We start from the raw sequence: 16,608 nt of genomic DNA on the forward strand, positions 1-16,608 counted from the left end.
CTCACGACGATCCGAGGCGGCCGGCGCCACTGTGGGCCACCGGCTCGCGATAGTGGTGGTAGGCGTGATGCGCCCCGAACCCCATCCCGGTGTACAGCGCCCGCGCCCCCGCGTTGTCCGCCTCGACCTGCAACCACGCGGCCGACGCCCCCTCGTCCAGCGCCCGCGAGGCCAACGCGGCCATCACGAGGGAGGCCAGCCCCCGCCGCCGTAGGGCCGGATCGACCTCGACGGCGCCGAAACCGGCCCACCGCCCGTCGACCACGCACCGCCCGATCGCGGCGGGAGCCACGCCCGCCCCCTCGCCGGGCACCGTCGCGAACCACACCGAAGGCCCTCCCCCCAGCACCTTCAGGGCCACCTCGCTCACCCCCTTGCGCTGGTAGCGGGCCAGCCACGCCTCGTCGGCCGACCGGGACAGGACGACACCGGACACCTCGGCCCGGTCGGCGACCGGAGCCAGCGCCCCGACCCACAACTCGGCCGTGACCTCACGGGTCCAGCCGCGCCGTTCCAACTCGGCGCAGAGCAGTTCCTGCGTGCCCTCGGCACCGGTCGCGGTCTGGACGTACGCGGGCAGGCCCCGGTCGCCGTACCACCGTCGTACGGCGGTGAGGGCCTCGTCGAGGGGCAGGCCGGGATCGCCGAGCGGGAGCACGGAGTTGGCGCGGCGGGTGAACCCGGCGGCGGCGCGCAGTTCCCACTCGCCGAGCCGTTCGCTCTCCACCGGGCGCCAGGCACGGGAGGAGACGCGGGCGAGTTCGGCGTAGGAAGCGGAAGGTCCCCTTCGGCGGGCCGGAGCGGCCGGGACGACCTTGCCCGCCACCAGCGAGGATTCCGAAATACGGACGGACTCCCCACCCTTCCGTGTGATCGTCAGCACACCGCTGTCCCATGATGTGAGAACACCCACCGTGTCGGTGAACTTCTCCGCCGTGTCTTCAGTACCTGTCAAGCGCCTGACGGACACCCGTTTGCCCACGTCAGCAGCGGTGATGCGGACCTCAAGCCGTCCAGCCGCAGAGATTTCCACAGGTCAGTTCACCCCTCCTGTATGGATCACGCCCCGGAACGGAGATACTAGGTGCGGGCATGGACGACGCCGCGCTCCAGCGCGCCTGGCGGCGGAGCCTACGGAGGCCCGCCAGCGCCCTATCGAGGAGGAACGACAGCGTGACCTACGTCATCGCGCAGCCTTGTGTCGACGTCAAGGACAAGGCGTGCATCGAGGAGTGCCCGGTCGACTGCATCTACGAGGGCTCCCGGTCCTTGTACATCCACCCGGACGAATGCGTCGACTGCGGAGCCTGTGAGCCGGTGTGCCCGGTCGAGGCGATCTTCTACGAGGACGACACTCCCGAGGAGTGGAAGGACTACTACAAGGCGAACGTCGAGTTCTTCGACGAGCTCGGCTCCCCGGGCGGTGCCAGCAAGCTGGGCCTGATCGAGCGCGACCACCCCTTCGTCGCCGCGCTGCCGCCGCAGAACCAGTAGGAGCGGCCCGCGCAGACGCGCCGCCTCGGTCCCGTACGGCCTGATCACGCCCGATCAGCGCCCTACGGGGCCGAGGCGTTTGCCGTACCGGTCGTACCGAAGAAAGTGAGCCAGAAATCGTGTCCGCAGTCTCCGACCTGCTGCCCACCTTCCCCTGGGACAAGCTGGAGCCGTACAAGAAGACGGCGACGGCACACCCGGACGGCATCGTCGACCTGTCGGTCGGCACGCCGGTGGACCCGGTCCCCGACCTGATCCAGAAGGCCCTGATCGACGCGGCCGACTCGCCCGGCTACCCCACGGTCTGGGGCACCCCGGCCCTGCGCGACGCGATCACCGGCTGGGTCGAGCGCCGCCTCGGCGCCCGGGACGTCACCCACCGCCACGTCCTCCCCATTGTCGGCTCCAAGGAACTCGTCGCCTGGCTCCCCACCCAGCTGGGCCTGGGCCCGGGCGACCGCGTGGCCTACCCCCGCCTGGCCTACCCGACGTACGAGGTGGGCGCCCGCCTGGCCCGCGCCGAGTACGAGGTCTACGACGACCCGACGACCCTGAACCCGGAAGGCCTGAAGCTCCTCTGGCTCAACTCGCCCTCGAACCCGACCGGCAAGGTCCTGTCCAAGGACGAGCTGAAGAGGGCCGTCGCCTGGGCCCGCGAGCACGACATCCTGGTCTTCTCCGACGAGTGCTACCTCGAACTGGGCTGGGCGGCCGACCCGGTCTCGGTCCTGCACCCCGATGTCAACGGCGGTTCCTACGACGGCATCGTCGCGGTCCACTCCCTCTCCAAGCGCTCGAACCTCGCCGGTTACCGCGCGGCTTTCCTGGCCGGCGACCCGGCCGTCCTCGCCCCGCTCCTGGAGATCCGCAAGCACGGCGGCATGATGACCTCGGCCCCGACGCAGGCGGCCGTGGTAGCGGCTCTGGGCGACGACACCCACGTCCAGGAACAGCGTGAGCGGTACAAGGCCCGCCGGTCGCTGTTGCGCGAGGCCCTCGTGTCCCACGGCTTCCGCATCGAACACAGCGAGGCAAGCCTCTACCTGTGGGCAACGAGGGACGAGTCCTGCTGGGACACGGTGTCCCACCTGGCGGACCTGGGCATCCTGGTGGCGCCCGGCGACTTCTACGGAGACGCGGGCGCGAACTTCGTACGAGTGGCGTTGACGGCGACGGACGAGCGAGTCCGGGCAGCTGTAAACAGGCTGAGCTGAAAGGTCTTTTGCTTTTAGGGGCGCGGGGCTGTGTCGATGTGCGGCTCCGCCGCGTGGGCGCGACCAGCCCCCACCGGCCGCAAGCCGACAAACAACGCAGAAAAGGGGCCCAGGGAACTCCCTGGACCCCTTCAGCTCAGGCGAACTAGCCGAGCGGCAGCCCCTTGAGCGGCAGCTCCTGCGCAGACGGCAACCCACCCTTGGTGACCGCATCCGTCGGCAACCCACCACCGGCGGTAGCGGTCTTCGCCGTCTCGCCGAGCAGGCCTCCCGCCTGCCCCGCCGTGTCCCCGGCAACATGCTGCGCGGCCGGAGCCACCGTCTTGGCAACCTTCCCGCCGGTCTTGCCTGCGGCCGGCACCGCCTTCTCCAGCGTCTGGCCACCGGACTTGCCGGCGACCCCCGTGACGTTCTGGCTCGCGCCGTCGACCGTGTTGCCGACGCTCGCCCCGTCCAGGGCGGTCAGCGCGCCCAGGTTCGGGGTGGCCGGCAGGGAGGGGGCCGCACTGGCGGAGCCGGCCGCACCGACCCCGGCTGCCGCTCCCGCTGCGACGAGCAGCGCGGCACGGGCGATCCGGCGGGTCAGGGGGAGGGACATGATGCTCCTTGTGTTGATCTCCGGGCTCGGACGCAGTGACTACCGCTCGAAGCGCGCGAAGGTTGCGGAGCGCCAACGTAAAGAGTTCGCAATGCGTCGCATTATCAGCTACGGATAAAAACGGACAAAGAGCGCCCGGTCCGAAAGTCTGCCGAATGCGTGCAGCCCTTTGTCCTCAAGGGTTTCGCCGAATGCGGGGGTCACCGAGCGAAGACCCGGGCAAGCCCGGACCCGGATCGACCGTGCGGAACCCCTACGGGTGAGGACTCGTACTACTGCCCGGCCTGCCGTTCGGTCACGATGCGGACCCCGCCGGCGGCCTTCGTGCCGGTGGAGTGCCACGGGTCGTCCGCGCTGCCGGCGGCCCACTCGCGGCCGGCGTACGACACGCGCTCGATGTGCAGCACCGAGGAGTTGGCCACCGCCCAGTGCGCGAGCTGCCAGCCGGTCTTCGTGCTGCCGGACCGCACCGGCAGGGTCACGGTGCTGCTCCCGCCCGTGGCACTCGCGCCGGGAGCGGGCGTGGACTTGGAGGTGGACTTGGTCCTCGACGTGTCCTTGGACGTCGAGTCCCCGGTCACCTCCGCGCCGGTCTTCTTCAGGATCGTGCGCCCGAAGTCCCGTACCAGCGCGGCCCGTACGGCGTCCGGGCCGGTGGCGGTCACGGTGGTGTCCGGGAGACCCTGGCAGGTCAGGGTGGCGGCGGCCTGTCCGGTGAGGGCGGCGGACAGCAGCGCGGCGTCGGGCTCGTGCTTGGCGTACGCCTCCGGGTAACCGCTGCGCTGCACGCGCTGCGCGGCGACCGTGAGGGGGAGCTTCTGGTAGTCGTTCACCTTGGCCAGGTGCTCGTAGAAGACGCCCGCCGCGTACGTCGGGTCCAGGATCTGCTTCTTGGTGCCCCAGCCCTGCGAGGGCCGCTGCTGGAACAGGCCGAGCGAATCCAGGTCGCCGTGCTGGATGTTGACGAGCTGCGACTCCTGGAGCGCGGTCGCGAGCGCGATCGTCACGGCCCGCGCGGGCATCCCGCGCCCGGTGCCGACGGCCGCGATCGTCGCCGCGTTCATCGCCTGTTCCTGTGTGAACTCGTACTCCTGGCCGTCGTCCTTGCCGGAGACCACCTTGCAGCCGGGCCCGCCCCGACCGCCGGTGACGTACTGGACGACGAGGTAACCCGCGACGGCGAGCAGCACCACGAGGGCGGCTGAGAACCGGAAGAGGCGGCCGCGTCGACGCTTCTTGGGAGTGGGGGACTGCTCAGGCATCCCCACAAGGTACTGGAGGCTCCTGTTACCGATGCGCCGGGTGTGGACAACCGGCGCCCCAGCCGTTCGCGTTAGGGTCGAGGACATGGCCGACACCCCACTTGACCTCACGCAGGACGCCGCACGGCTCACCGCACAGCTCGTCGACCTCCCCTCGGAGAGCGGTGGCGAGAAGCCCCTCGCGGACGCGATCGAGACCGCGCTGCGCGCCCTGCCGCACCTGACGGTCGACCGGTACGGCAACAACGTCGTCGCCCGCACCACCCTCGGGCGCACGGAACGCGTCATCCTGGCCGGCCACATCGACACGGTCCCGATCGCCGACAACGTCCCCTCGCGCCTCGACGAGAACGGCGTCCTGTGGGGCTGCGGCACCTGCGACATGAAGTCCGGCGTGGCGGTCCAACTCCGCATCGCGGCAACGGTCCCGGCCCCCAACCGCGACCTCACCTTCGTCTTCTACGACAACGAAGAGGTCGCCGCCCACCTCAACGGCCTCAAGCACGTCTCCGAAGCGCATCCCGAGTGGCTGGAGGGCGACTTCGCGGTCCTCCTGGAGCCGACGGACGGCCAGGTCGAGGGCGGCTGCCAGGGCACGCTCAGGGTGTTCCTGAAGTTCACGGGTGAACGAGCGCACTCCGCGCGCGCGTGGATGGGCTCCAACGCGATCCACGCCGCCTCGCGCGCGCTGGCCAGGCTCGCCGCGTACGAGCCCCGCAAGCCCTTCGTGGACGGCCTCCAGTACCACGAGGGCCTCAACGCGGTGCGTGTGGAAGGGGGCGTGGCCACCAACGTCATCCCCGACGCGTGCACCCTGGTCGTCAACTTCCGTTACGCGCCCGACCGCAGCGAGGCGGAGGCGGAGGCCTTCGTGCGCGAGTACTTCGCCGACTGCGGGGTCGACGAGTTCGTCGTCGACGACCACACCGGCGGCGCCCGCCCCGGCCTGACCCACCCGGCGGCGGCGGCCTTCATGGCGGCCGTCGGCGGCGAGGCCCGCCCCAAGTTCGGCTGGACCGACGTCGCCCGCTTCAGCGCCCTCGGCGTGCCCGCGGTGAACTACGGCCCGGGCGCCCAACTCCTCGCCCACAAGGTCGACGAGCGGGTCGAGGCGGCCCTGATCCCCGAGGCCGAACGGCGGCTCGTGGACTGGCTGACCGGCTGACATCCGTACGTCCCCCCGCTGTAACCCGCGTAGACCTACGCTGAGGTACGAAACACCTGCAAGTGGAGGGAGCGCACATGGCTACAGGCAACCCCGAGGGCAAGCAGCAGCCACCGGAGGAGCAGCGCCTGGGACCGGTCCTCCGGCGGCGCGGCCAGGTGACCGCGAGCACGACCGACCAGCGCCTCCTGGACGCGGGCGGCCCCTCGGACTGGGTCCACACCGACCCGTGGCGTGTCCTGCGCATCCAGTCGGAGTTCATCGAGGGCTTCGGCACGCTGGCCGAACTGCCGCCCGCGATCAGCGTGTTCGGCTCGGCCCGCACCAAGCCGGACTCACCGGAGTACGAAGCGGGCGTACGGCTCGGACACGCCCTCGTGGAGGCCGGGTGGGCCGTGATCACCGGCGGCGGCCCCGGAGCCATGGAGGCGGCCAACAAGGGCGCCCTGGAGGCCAAGGGCATCTCCGTCGGCCTCGGCATCGAGCTGCCCTTCGAGCAGGGGCTCAACGCCTACGTCGACATCGGGCTGAACTTCCGTTACTTCTTCGTCCGCAAGATGATGTTCGTCAAGTACGCCCAGGGCTTCGTGGTCCTCCCCGGCGGCCTCGGCACCCTCGACGAACTCTTCGAGGCCCTCACCCTGGTGCAGACCCAGAAGGTCACCCGCTTCCCGATCGTCCTCTTCGGAAGCGAGTACTGGGGCGGCCTGGTCGACTGGCTGAAGAACACGCTGATCGCCCAGGGCAAGGCATCCGAGAAGGACCTCCTCCTGTTCCACGTCACGGACGACGTGGACGAGGCGGTAGCGCTGGTGTCCAAGGAAGCGGGCCGGTAGCAAATAGCCCGTCCGGCGTTTGAGGACGAGGCCGTCCAGGCCGAAGCGGGGGTCCGGGGGCGGCAGCCCCCAGGGAGGGGACGGGCAGGGGCGGCGGGGGCGAAAAACCCTTACGCCAGCCCCCGCCTGCCCACCGCCGGAGGCCGATGCCCGGCGATCGACGCCACCATGTCCAACACCTGCCGCGTCTCCGCGACTTCATGCACCCGATACACCTGCGCCCCCAGCCACGCCGACACCGCCGTCGTCGCGAGCGTCCCGACAACCCGCTCCTTCACCGGCTTGTCGAGCGTCTCGCCCACGAAGTCCTTGTTGGACAGCGACACCAGCACAGGCCACCCCGTGGCGACCATCTCGCCGAGCCGCCGCGTCGCCTCCAGGCTGTGCCGGCTGTTCTTCCCGAAGTCGTGCCCGGGATCGATCAGCACCGACTCCCTCGGCACCCCCAGCGCCACCGCCCGCTCGGCAAGCCCCAGGGTCACGCGCAGGATGTCGGCCATGACGTCGTCGTACGCCACCCGGTGCGGCCGGGTACGCGGCTGCGCACCGCCCGCGTGCGTGCACACCAGCCCCACGCCGTACCGCGCGGCGACCTCCGCGAGCCGGGGATCGACGCCGCCCCACGCGTCGTTCAGGAGATCCGCCCCGGCCTCGCAGACGGCCTCGCCGACCTCGTGCCGCCAGGTGTCGACGCTGATGACCACGTCAGGGAAGCGGCGCCGCACCTCGGCCACGAAACCGACCGTGCGCCGCGCCTCCTCCTCGGCGGTCACCTCCTCGCCGGGACCGGCCTTGACCCCGCCGATGTCGATGATCGCGGCGCCCTCGGCGACGGCCTGCTCCACGCGCGCGAGGGCGGGCTCGTCGCGGAACGTCGCCCCCTGGTCGTAGAAGGAGTCCGGGGTCCGGTTCACGATCGCCATGATCACCGGCTCGTGCGCGTCGAATTCACGCCTGCCCAGCCTGAGCATCCCCTGTGACCTCTCCTAGTACGTACCGGTCTTCAGCCGCCTGTGACCCTAACTGTCAGCGTCGCATGGCACGATCGGACCCTGACACATTCGGCTTCGGCACGTCCGACCTCGACGCCCGTGGAGACCCCAGCGATGTTCATGTTCCTGTTCCTGGTCGTCGCGCTCGCCGTCGTGGTCGGCGCCGTGACCCTCTCGGTGATCGGCGGCGGCGACAGCGCCCCGCTGCCCGACGCCGCGCCCGAGCGTCTCGACGACCCGCTGCCCCTGGACCGGCCGGTCAACCACGTCGACGTGGAGACCCTCCGCTTCCCGCTCGCCGCGCGGGGCTACCGCATGGCCGAGGTGGACGACGCGCTGAGCCGTATCGCCGCGGAACTCGCCGAGCGCGACGCCCGGATCGCCGACCTGGAGTCCGCGCTGGCGGGTGCCCGGGCCACCGTCCACGTCTCCATGGAGAAGCCCGCGGAAGGCGACCAGCGGTGAGCGACGCCGTCACCGGTGCGGACGGCGCCCTGCGCTGCCCCTGGGCGCTGTCCACCGAGGACTACGTCACGTACCACGACGAGGAGTGGGGCCGCCCGGTCCACGGCGACGACGCGCTCTACGAGAGGCTCTCCCTGGAGGCCTTCCAGTCCGGCCTCTCCTGGATCACGATCCTGCGCCGCCGCGAGGGCTTCCGCGCGGCCTTCGCGGGCTTCCGGATCGCCGAGGTGGCCACCTTCACGGACGCCGACCGCGAACGGCTCCTCGCCGACACCGGCATCATCCGCAACCGCGCGAAGATCGACGCGACGATCGCCAACGCGCGCGTGCTGGACGACTGGGCGCCGGGTGAGCTGGACGAGTTCATCTGGTCCCACGCCCCGACGCCGGGCCCGGCCCCGAAGACACTCGGAGACGTCCCGGCGGTCACGGACGAGTCGACGGCCCTGTCGAAGGCCCTGAAGAAGCGGGGCCTGAGATTCGTCGGCCCGACGACGGCGTACGCGCTGATGCAGGCGTGCGGGCTGGTCGACGACCACCTGGTGGACTGTGTGTCCCGCCGTTCCTGAGCCGGCTCAGCGACCCAAGTACTTCGGCTTCTCCTTGTTGACGAAGGCCTGCACGGCGATCGCGTGGTCCTCCGACGCGCCCGCGCGGGACTGGAGTTCGTCTTCTTTTTCCAGCGTCTCTTCAAGGGTGTGCGAGAGGCCGTAGGCGACGGCCTCCTTCAGCGCCGCATACGCCACGGTCGGACCGTCGGCCAAGGCCCGCGCCACCTTCTCGGCCTCCGCGTGCAACTCGCCCGCGGGGACGAGCCGGTTGGCGATCCCCAGGTCGTACGCCTCCTGCGCGGTGATCGTGCGCGGGAACAGCAGCAGGTCGGAGGCGCGCCCGGGTCCGACGACCCTGGGCAGCGTCCAGGAGATGCCGGAGTCCGCGGTCAGTGCCACGCCCGCGAAGGAGGTGTTGAAGCCGGCGGTGTCCGCCACGACGCGGTAGTCCGCGGCCAGCGCGAGCCCGAAACCGGCTCCCGCAGCGACCCCGTTGACCCCCGCGACCACGGGCTTCGCCATGCCGGCCAGCGCGCGCACGATGGGGTTGTAGTGCTCTTTCACCGTGGTCATGGTGACCCCGGTCCCGGCCTCCCGGTCGGAGGCCAGCAGCGTGATGTGCTCCTTGAGGTCCTGGCCCACACAGAACGCCCGCTCCCCGGCCGCGGTCAGCAGCACCGCGCGGACGGCACTGTCGTCCGCGGCGGTCCGTACCGCCTCCCGGAGGGCGACCTTGGTCGCGATGTTCAGCGCGTTCATCGCCTCGGGGCGGTTGAGCGTGATCGTCGCGAGTCCGTCGCTCACCTCGTAGAGCACGGTGTCGGCCATGATGTGTCCCCTCCGGTGTCGCGGCTGCGGCGTACCGGTCGGTACCCGTACGTCCGTAGGACAGCATGGCGGAGATCACCGTCCGCGCACCGGACCCGACGTGTGACCTGCGTCAAAGAATTCCGCTCCGGATTCGGTCGGCGGGGGTCCGTGCGGCGGCGAAGTATCGCAGTCGCGTCGGCGAATTGAGTGGTTTTGCTCGCGCGCGTTGCCCAAGCGATGCCGACTGATGTTGGTCATCGGGTCCTGAGATGCGGGATAATGGCTTGGAAGCAATGTGTTCGATGCCGGTGACGCGTGTCTCATTAGGGGCCGCGCGTGCCCTCCATGGGGCCGTCGGCGACGATGAGCTGGTTTCAGGAAGGGGAACGAGCATGGCGGCCATGAAGCCGCGGACGGGCGATGGCCCGCTCGAGGTGACCAAGGAGGGGCGGGGCATCGTCATGCGCGTTCCGCTCGAAGGCGGCGGTCGGCTCGTCGTCGAGCTGACCCCTGACGAGGCCGACGCGCTGGGCGACGCCCTCAAGAAGGTCGTCGGCTGACGCGGCGGAACGCGACCATACCCCTTCAGCTGCCCCGGCACCCGAGACGGTGCCGGGGTCGCTGCTTTCCGGGGTCCTACGGGCTGTGGGGACCCGTCCGGCGGATCGCGCCGAAGACGCGGGGCCTGGTTCGCACACCTGCGGCGTTGTCGTCGCCGACGCGCTGCCTCCGCGTCGTCCGCGGTGGTGGCCCCCCCGATGTCACACGTTTCCTCCGCCTTACGGCTGACGTGCCACGCGCCGCTCACCGGCGCACATCGGACACCGCCGATGTCCCGCGACCTGATCCGCCGGAGGCCTCAGCGCTTGACGGCGCACAGCAGCCCGTCGCCCACCGGGAGCAGCGACGGCACCAGCTCGGGGCTCTCGCGCACGGCGCGCAGCAGCTCGCGCAGCCGCAGTACCTCGGTGGGCTGAGGGCCCGAGTCGACCGTGCGGCCGTTGGCGAAGACGCCCTCGAAGACCACCAGGCCACCCGGACGCAGCAGGCGCAACGATTCAGCGAGATAGTCCAGGAACTCCTGCCGGTCACCGTCGCAGAACACGAGGTCGTAGCCGGCGTCCGCGAGCCGGGGCAGCACGTCCAGGGCGCGGCCCGGGATGAAGCGGGCCCGGTTGCTGGCGAAGCCGCAGGCGCGGAAGGCCTGGCGGGCGAACTGCTGGTGGTCCGGCTCCGGGTCGACGGTGGTCAGTACCCCGTCCGGCCGCATGCCGTACAGAAGATGCATCCCGGAGACGCCGGTCCCGGTGCCGATCTCCGCCACCGCCTTCGCGTCCACGGTGGCGGCGAGCATCCGCAGCGCGGCGCCCGTGCCGGGCGACACCGAGCGCAGCCCTGCCTCGCGGGCCCGGTCACGGGCCCAGCGCAGTGCTTCGTCCTCGGCGACATAGGCGTCGGCGAACGCCCAGCTCGTCTGCCGGTTGCCGGTAATGACCCTCTCCTGTCCCCGTGGTTGCCTGGGCGTGACTGTATCCGTTGGTGCCGGGAACCTGCTGATGGGACCGGGCGTTTAGAGGGGGAGGAATGCACTGGGGGACGCGGCCGGAGGGAAGAGCGGGGGATGAGGATGGATCAGTACGTCGGGCAGAGGCGCGAGCAAGGCCATGAGCAACGGCTCGCTCCACCGCGAGGTCGGTATGAGCGTGTATCAAATTCTCGTAAAACCGCTTATCCGGAGCTAACGGGCGAGGTGGCTATGGTAGGGGCTCCACTGGACACCACCAGAGCCGACAGGGGAGGTGCGGCTGTACCTGTGGATCGGGGAGGAGTGCTCCGGCGCTTTCTCGGATCGGCGGGCAGGCCGAAATCCGTGAACGACACCGCTGCTGACCACAGCCACGCCGCTGACCATGCCCAGACCGCGACCTTCTCCACCGACGCGGACGGGCAGGCGTGGACTCCGCCCACCTGGGAGGAGATCGTCAGCACCCACAGCGGCCGTGTGTACCGGCTCGCGTACCGACTGACGGGGAACCAGCACGACGCCGAGGACCTGACGCAAGAGGTCTTCGTCCGAGTCTTCCGTTCGCTGTCGACGTACACGCCCGGCACCTTCGAGGGCTGGCTGCACCGCATCACCACCAACCTCTTCCTGGACATGGTCCGCCGCAAGCAGCGCATCCGTTTCGACGCGCTGGGGGAGGACGCGGCCGAGCGCCTGCCCAGCCGCGAGCCGTCGCCCCAGCAGGTCTTCAACGACGCGCACTTCGACGCCGACGTCCAGCAGGCCCTGGACACCCTCGCCCCGGAGTTCCGGGCCGCGGTCGTCCTGTGCGACATCGAGGGACTCTCGTACGAGGAGATCGCCGCGACCCTGGGCGTCAAGCTCGGCACGGTCCGTTCCCGGATCCACCGCGGCCGCTCCCAGCTCCGCAAGGCCCTCGCGCACCGCTCGCCGGAAGCACGGGCCGAGCGCCGCTCCTTCGTGGCGCGTGTGCCCGCGCTGGGGGGAGGGGGCGCGACCGCGTGAGTGGATCACGTCCTACGCCTGCGGAGCAGCACCTGGGAGACCGACTTTCCGCCCTGGTGGACGGAGAGCTCGGTCATGAGTCGCGCGATCGCGTACTGGCACACCTGGCCACCTGTACGAAGTGCAAGGCCGAGGCCGACGCGCAGCGCCGACTGAAGAACGTGTTCGCGGAAATGGCCCCACCGCCCCCTTCCGAGAGCTTCCTGGCCCGTCTCCAGGGGCTTCCCGGGGGAGGCGGCGACACCGACGACGAGGAGCCGCCCGGCGGGGGACTCTTCGCCGGAGTCGGCCTGTTCGGCGTGCGGAGGGACGGCCCGCTCGACGCGTTCGAGTTCGGCTACGTCCCTGCGGCCCCGCACGCCTCCACGGCCCTGGCCCCTTCCGCACCCTCCGCACGCGAGGGTTTCCGCATCCATGACGTCAGCCGGCACGACACCGACCGCTCCGCCTCGCGCGGGATGCGGTTCGCGTTCGTCGCCGCCGGCGCGGTGTCGCTGGCCGCGATCGCACTGGGCGGGGTGGCCACGGTCACGCCGGGCGACACGGCCGCCGAGGCGCGCGGCGGTGCGGGTGTGACTCCCGCGCGTACACAGGGCACGGGCGCCGCGACTTCCGACGCGGGGCGTCGCCGCGGTGTCGGGCCCCTACTCGCCCAGGGTACGAACCAGCGGTCGATGCTCGGCGACACCTCGGTGGCACCGACGTCCGTCTCCGCGCCGCTGCTGCCCGGGGTGCCGTCCCCGGCGGTCGCCCAGGGCGACGAGGTCATGCACACGCTGAGCGCGCCGGTGATGGCCGGTGCGGCGGTCATGTCCCCGCTGATACGCCCGCTGATCGCGACCCCGCCCATCGCCCTCACGTCCTGGTCCACGGCCCCCGAGGTCATGGCCCCCGGTCTGCTGCGCACCCCCACCCCCACCCCCCACACCACCTCTTCCCCCACTCCCACCCCCACCACCTCCTTCCGCCCCCTGCCCTGACCGGCCCCTGCACCGCGCCCCGCGAACCTGGTTGAATCCGGGGAGTACGGGGTGGCACGGCCGGTGGTTGGGGAGCACATGAACGACGGGACACCGAATCCGAGGCCCACGAAGTCGACGTGGTGGGGCCGGGGCCGGGCAGCGGATTCCCGGGCGGCGACACCGGGTGCGGACGTGGTCGACGTCGACGCCGACACCGGCGGGGACTTCACGCTGTGGCCGCCGGACGCGGTGCGGGACGGAGCATCACGGGCGACCGGCGACGACGGCTTCGAGTCGCGTGCGGTCGGCGAGGGACTGAGCGGCGAAGCGGCTTCCGGCGAGGGCGACTTCGAGTTGGCCCGCCCTGTGCCGGAGGCGTCGAGCGCCGGTGTGGTCGCGGATGCCGACGGTGGTCCGGAGTCGGGCCGTCCCGGGTCGGAGTTCCTGGCCGGCGGTGCGGGTGCGGGTGCCGTCGCGGGTACGGGCGGCGACTCTGCGCCGGTCCGTCCTGCGGCCGGGTCTCCAACCGGCGGTGTGGCTGCGGACGTTGACGGTGGTGACGTTGACGTCGAACCGACCTCTCCCGCCCCCGCCCCCGCCCACCGCCCCAAGCCCCTGCACGACCCCGACCCCTACGGCACCCCGCCGTACGGTCAGCCGGGTCCCTGGGCGCCCGCGCCGCCCGTCCAGCATCCGGTGGTCACCGCTGGGCACGACACGGCGCCACAGATGCCTACAGCGGCCCCTGGTGCCCCTGGTGCCCCAACTCCACCGTCACCGGCACCGTCCGACTCCAGCTCACCGAGTCCCTCAGTGCCCCGCCCTGCCTCCACCGACCCGCACCCCGCCTCGGCGGCCCCGGTCGCGGCCTCCGAGCCCCCCGGTACTTCCGATCAGCCCTTCCCCGAACCGGAACCCGACCCCGGCCTCCCCGCCACCGACCCCTGGCACCGCTACGACCCCTGGGCATCCCCCGCCCCCCTCCAGCAGACCGGCGCCCCTGCCCCCGCCCACCAGCAGCACCACAACCGCGCCCGGAAACGCCTCGCCGCCTCCGCGCTGGGTATCGCGCTGCTCTCCGGGGGCGTCGGAGGTGTCGTAGGGGCGTATGTCGAGCGGGACGGGCTGGGCGGGGACATCGTGTTGACGCAGGCCGGGGGAGAGGACACCGGGCGGGCGCCCGGGAGTGTGGCCGGGATCGCCGCTCGGGCGCTGCCCAGTGTGGTGACGCTGCATGTGACCGGTGACGAGGAGTCGGGGACCGGTACCGGGGTCGTGCTGGACACGCGGGGGCACATCCTCACCAACAACCATGTGGTGCAGCCCGCCGGGAGCGACGGTGAGATATCCGTGCGCTTCAGTGGGGGACAGACCGTCAAGGCCAAGGTGGTCGGGCACGACGCCGGATACGACCTCGCCGTCGTACAGGTGAGCGGTGTGCGGGGGCTCAGGCCGATGCCGCTCGGCAATTCCGACAACGTGCGGGTCGGCGACCCCGTCGTGGCGATCGGGGCGCCCTTCGACCTCGACAACACCGTGACGTCCGGGATCATCAGCGCCAAGGACCGGCCCATCACGGCCGGCGGCGACGCGGCGGACGGGAGCGACGTCTCGTACGTCGACGCCCTGCAGACCGACGCGCCCATCAACCCGGGCAACTCCGGCGGCCCCCTGCTGGACTCGCGGGCGCGGCTCGTGGGGATCAACTCGGCGATCCGTTCCGCCGACAACGGGCTCGATACCGGAGACGGTCAGGCCGGTTCCATAGGGCTCGGTTTCGCCATCCCCGTCAACCAGGCCAAGCGCGTCGCCGAGGAGCTGATCAACACCGGGAAGGCCACGCACCCGGTCATCGGCGTCACCCTCGACATGAACTACACCGGGGACGGAGCCCGTGTCGCCGCGAAGGGGAGCGGGGACGGCCCCGCGGTCAGCGCCGGCGGCCCCGGTGCCAAGGCCGGTCTCCAGGCGGGCGACGTCATCACCGAGGTCGACGGCGAGCGCGTCCACTCCGGCGACGAACTCATCGTCAGGACCCGTGCCCACCGCCCCGGCGACCAGCTGCGCCTGACCCTCCGGCGGGACGGCAAGGACATGACCGTGTCACTCGTCCTCGGCTCCTCGACCGGCGGCTGAGCCGGTGATTGACAGAAACGTCACAGGTGAGAGCCGCGCGCCCGCTCCCACTAGGCAAACAACCCGGAAAACCGGTCGTGTACACCCACTCGTAGCCCCCGGGACAGTACCGGTCGGGTGGGATCGCCGGGTACCGTGGACCCGGCCCGGACCACGGAAGACCCGCACAGACCCCGAGGGCCGAGGACCGAGGACATCGCAAGGAGCTTCAGGTGTTCAATGACATAGGACCGCTCGAGCTGGTGACGATCATTGTGCTCGCCGTGCTCGTCTTCGGTCCGGACAAGCTCCCGAAGGTCATCCAGGACGTCATGCGGACGATCCGGAAGATCCGAGAGTTCTCGGAGAGCGCCAAGGCGGACATCCGCGAGGAGCTGGGCCCGGAGTTCAAGGACTTCGACTTCGAGGACCTCAACCCCAAGACGTTCCTGCGCAAGCAGCTGGACAACGACGAACTGGGGCTCAAGGAGATCCGCAACGGCTTCGACCTGAAGAAGGAGATGGCCGAGGTCACGGAGGCGGTCCAGAGCGCGGACACCCCCTCCTCTTCCTCGTCGTCCTCCTCCTTGTCCGGTGGTCGTCTCGACATGACCAAGAAGCCCGAGGACCCCGAGAAGGACGAGCGCCCGCCCTTCGACGCGGACGCCACCTGAGCACGTCGTAGGCGAGCTGTACGTGCGTCATACGTGACGCGTTTCATACGTCCCCGACGTCTTCCACGCCTCCGTACGGCCTGAACACGGCCCCCGTGCGCCTCACGCGCCGGGCGCTTTCCGGGCTGCTTCCCACGAGGTGGCTATGCTGCCGAGTTGTTGTGCGGACCGGGCGAGTCGCCCGAAGGGGGGCGGGCCGCCCCGGTCCGACGAGAGCGAGGAGGCGTCCGGAGCATGGAGACGACGAGTCGGGTAGGCGCGCAGGCGCCGGCCGCGGAGGGTGGACAACAGGTCCCCTCCGCCCGGCGCACGGTCGACAGCTACCTGCTGGCGCCCTTCCCGTGGTACGGCCTCGACGAGGCCTTCACGGGGCCGCGCTGGCTGATGCAGGTGGGCATGGCGGCGGACGGAGCCGTCGAGCACGGCTCGATCGGGCACGGCGACGAGCCCTCCGTACGCAACGAAGGCACCGAGGACAAGGAGAAGTTCGCGGTGGTCGTCACCGTCGCGGGCAACCCCGCGCGGCGCACCGCGGACGGCACGGGGCTCCTGGAGGCCACGTCGGTGTCCTCTGCGGCCTGGCTCGCCGGGGTGGGGCTGCTGTCCTTCACCTGGCCGGGGCAGATGGACCACACCCTGCGGGACGACTGGCTGGAGCAGCAGACGGAGACGGCGTGGGTGCTGGCGGACGACCTCGCCGGTGACGACTGGTCGACGCTGTCCCTGCCGGTGGACGGGGTGCCGACGCCGTTCCACTACCGCGAGTCCGAGTTCGGCTGGGTGCTTGCCGGGTCTACGCAGGAGGGTGTGCACGTGGGGGCGTACGGGAGGGGCATGAGTGCGTATGGGCTCGGCTTCGCCATGATCAAGGACATCGGCGCGTACGCCTAGCGGCGGGCTGGGGCGAAGGGGAGCGGCCAGCCGTTGTGGCTGGTCGCGC

18 protein-coding genes are annotated in these 16,608 nt (G+C 71.0%); 12 read left to right on the top strand and 6 right to left on the bottom strand.

Annotated elements, in window-relative coordinates; genetic code table 11:
• Window position 1: 1 nt before the first annotated feature.
• Entirely contained in the window at window positions 2–1,033 is a 1,032-nt protein-coding gene (locus ACIQBL_RS03780) for a GNAT family N-acetyltransferase (protein WP_401936359.1), read from the bottom strand.
• Window positions 1,034–1,173: 140 nt separating this feature from the next.
• Between ACIQBL_RS03780 and fdxA the strand changes: the two genes are divergently transcribed.
• Window positions 1,174–1,494: a ferredoxin gene (fdxA, locus tag ACIQBL_RS03785; protein ID WP_019058397.1), complete on the top strand. Its 321-nt coding sequence runs from the start codon at window positions 1,174–1,176 to the stop codon at window positions 1,492–1,494.
• Between the two features lie 119 nt (window positions 1,495–1,613).
• On the top strand, window positions 1,614–2,708 hold the full coding sequence (locus ACIQBL_RS03790; protein WP_401936362.1) for a bifunctional succinyldiaminopimelate transaminase/glutamate-prephenate aminotransferase: 1,095 nt from the start codon (window positions 1,614–1,616) through the stop codon (window positions 2,706–2,708).
• A gap of 145 nt (window positions 2,709–2,853) precedes the next feature.
• Here the strand turns inward: ACIQBL_RS03790 and ACIQBL_RS03795 are convergent, their stop codons facing one another.
• Both ACIQBL_RS03795 and ACIQBL_RS03800 read right to left on the bottom strand, forming a co-directional pair.
• Window positions 2,854–3,306: an ATP-binding protein gene (locus ACIQBL_RS03795; RefSeq protein WP_401936365.1), complete on the bottom strand. Its 453-nt coding sequence runs from the start codon at window positions 3,304–3,306 to the stop codon at window positions 2,854–2,856.
• Between the two features lie 272 nt (window positions 3,307–3,578).
• Window positions 3,579–4,568 (bottom strand): heavy metal transporter, encoded by a 990-nt coding sequence (locus tag ACIQBL_RS03800; protein ID WP_401936366.1) that lies wholly within the window; start codon window positions 4,566–4,568, stop codon window positions 3,579–3,581.
• 85 nt (window positions 4,569–4,653) lie between these two features.
• Between ACIQBL_RS03800 and dapE the strand changes: the two genes are divergently transcribed.
• Window positions 4,654–5,733 (top strand): succinyl-diaminopimelate desuccinylase, encoded by a 1,080-nt coding sequence (gene dapE / locus ACIQBL_RS03805; protein ID WP_401936369.1) that lies wholly within the window; start codon window positions 4,654–4,656, stop codon window positions 5,731–5,733.
• A gap of 77 nt (window positions 5,734–5,810) precedes the next feature.
• Window positions 5,811–6,569, top strand: coding sequence for a TIGR00730 family Rossman fold protein (locus tag ACIQBL_RS03810; protein WP_043674715.1), 759 nt, complete (start codon window positions 5,811–5,813; stop codon window positions 6,567–6,569).
• Window positions 6,570–6,679: 110 nt separating this feature from the next.
• Here the strand turns inward: ACIQBL_RS03810 and folP are convergent, their stop codons facing one another.
• Window positions 6,680–7,540 carry a dihydropteroate synthase gene (gene folP, locus ACIQBL_RS03815; protein WP_401936372.1) on the bottom strand — a complete coding sequence of 287 codons (861 nt, stop codon included), beginning with the start codon at window positions 7,538–7,540 and terminating at the stop codon, window positions 6,680–6,682.
• 135 nt (window positions 7,541–7,675) lie between these two features.
• Between folP and ACIQBL_RS03820 the strand changes: the two genes are divergently transcribed.
• The gene (locus ACIQBL_RS03820; RefSeq protein ID WP_401936375.1) at window positions 7,676–8,026 is read left to right on the top strand and encodes a DivIVA domain-containing protein; all 351 of its coding nucleotides are present in this window, start codon (window positions 7,676–7,678) and stop codon (window positions 8,024–8,026) included.
• Window positions 8,023–8,595, top strand: a complete 573-nt coding sequence (locus tag ACIQBL_RS03825) for a DNA-3-methyladenine glycosylase I (RefSeq protein WP_401936377.1) — start codon at window positions 8,023–8,025, stop codon at window positions 8,593–8,595. The genes ACIQBL_RS03820 and ACIQBL_RS03825 overlap by 4 nt, the downstream gene beginning before the upstream one ends.
• A gap of 6 nt (window positions 8,596–8,601) precedes the next feature.
• On the opposite strand, the gene ACIQBL_RS03830 is transcribed toward ACIQBL_RS03825, so the two are convergent.
• Entirely contained in the window at window positions 8,602–9,405 is an 804-nt protein-coding gene (locus ACIQBL_RS03830) for an enoyl-CoA hydratase/isomerase family protein (protein ID WP_401936380.1), read from the bottom strand.
• Window positions 9,406–9,779: 374 nt separating this feature from the next.
• Between ACIQBL_RS03830 and ACIQBL_RS03835 the strand changes: the two genes are divergently transcribed.
• Window positions 9,780–9,947 carry a DUF3117 domain-containing protein gene (locus tag ACIQBL_RS03835; protein ID WP_003966491.1) on the top strand — a complete coding sequence of 56 codons (168 nt, stop codon included), beginning with the start codon at window positions 9,780–9,782 and terminating at the stop codon, window positions 9,945–9,947.
• Between the two features lie 299 nt (window positions 9,948–10,246).
• Here ACIQBL_RS03835 and ACIQBL_RS03840 read toward each other — a convergent pair whose 3' ends face one another.
• Window positions 10,247–10,945: an O-methyltransferase gene (locus ACIQBL_RS03840; protein ID WP_078651523.1), complete on the bottom strand. Its 699-nt coding sequence runs from the start codon at window positions 10,943–10,945 to the stop codon at window positions 10,247–10,249.
• Window positions 10,946–11,215: 270 nt separating this feature from the next.
• On the opposite strand from ACIQBL_RS03840, the gene sigE reads away from it, so the two are divergent.
• The 5 genes from sigE to ACIQBL_RS03865 all read left to right on the top strand — a co-directional run bounded on the left by sigE (window position 11,216) and on the right by ACIQBL_RS03865 (window position 16,559).
• Window positions 11,216–11,917, top strand: a complete 702-nt coding sequence (gene sigE / locus ACIQBL_RS03845; protein WP_019072074.1) for an RNA polymerase sigma factor SigE — start codon at window positions 11,216–11,218, stop codon at window positions 11,915–11,917.
• Window positions 11,914–12,897, top strand: coding sequence for an anti-sigma factor family protein (locus ACIQBL_RS03850; RefSeq protein WP_401936383.1), 984 nt, complete (start codon window positions 11,914–11,916; stop codon window positions 12,895–12,897). The genes sigE and ACIQBL_RS03850 overlap by 4 nt, the downstream gene beginning before the upstream one ends.
• 78 nt (window positions 12,898–12,975) lie before the next feature.
• Window positions 12,976–15,015, top strand: a complete 2,040-nt coding sequence (locus ACIQBL_RS03855) for a trypsin-like peptidase domain-containing protein (RefSeq protein WP_401936385.1) — start codon at window positions 12,976–12,978, stop codon at window positions 15,013–15,015.
• Between the two features lie 212 nt (window positions 15,016–15,227).
• Entirely contained in the window at window positions 15,228–15,668 is a 441-nt protein-coding gene (locus ACIQBL_RS03860; RefSeq protein WP_401936387.1) for a sec-independent translocase, read from the top strand.
• Window positions 15,669–15,902: 234 nt separating this feature from the next.
• On the top strand, window positions 15,903–16,559 hold the full coding sequence (locus ACIQBL_RS03865; protein WP_401936389.1) for a hypothetical protein: 657 nt from the start codon (window positions 15,903–15,905) through the stop codon (window positions 16,557–16,559).
• Window positions 16,560–16,608 lie beyond the last annotated feature (49 nt).

This window comes from Streptomyces sp. NPDC088350, assembly GCF_044753545.1.
Lineage (GTDB): Bacteria > Actinomycetota > Actinomycetes > Streptomycetales > Streptomycetaceae > Streptomyces.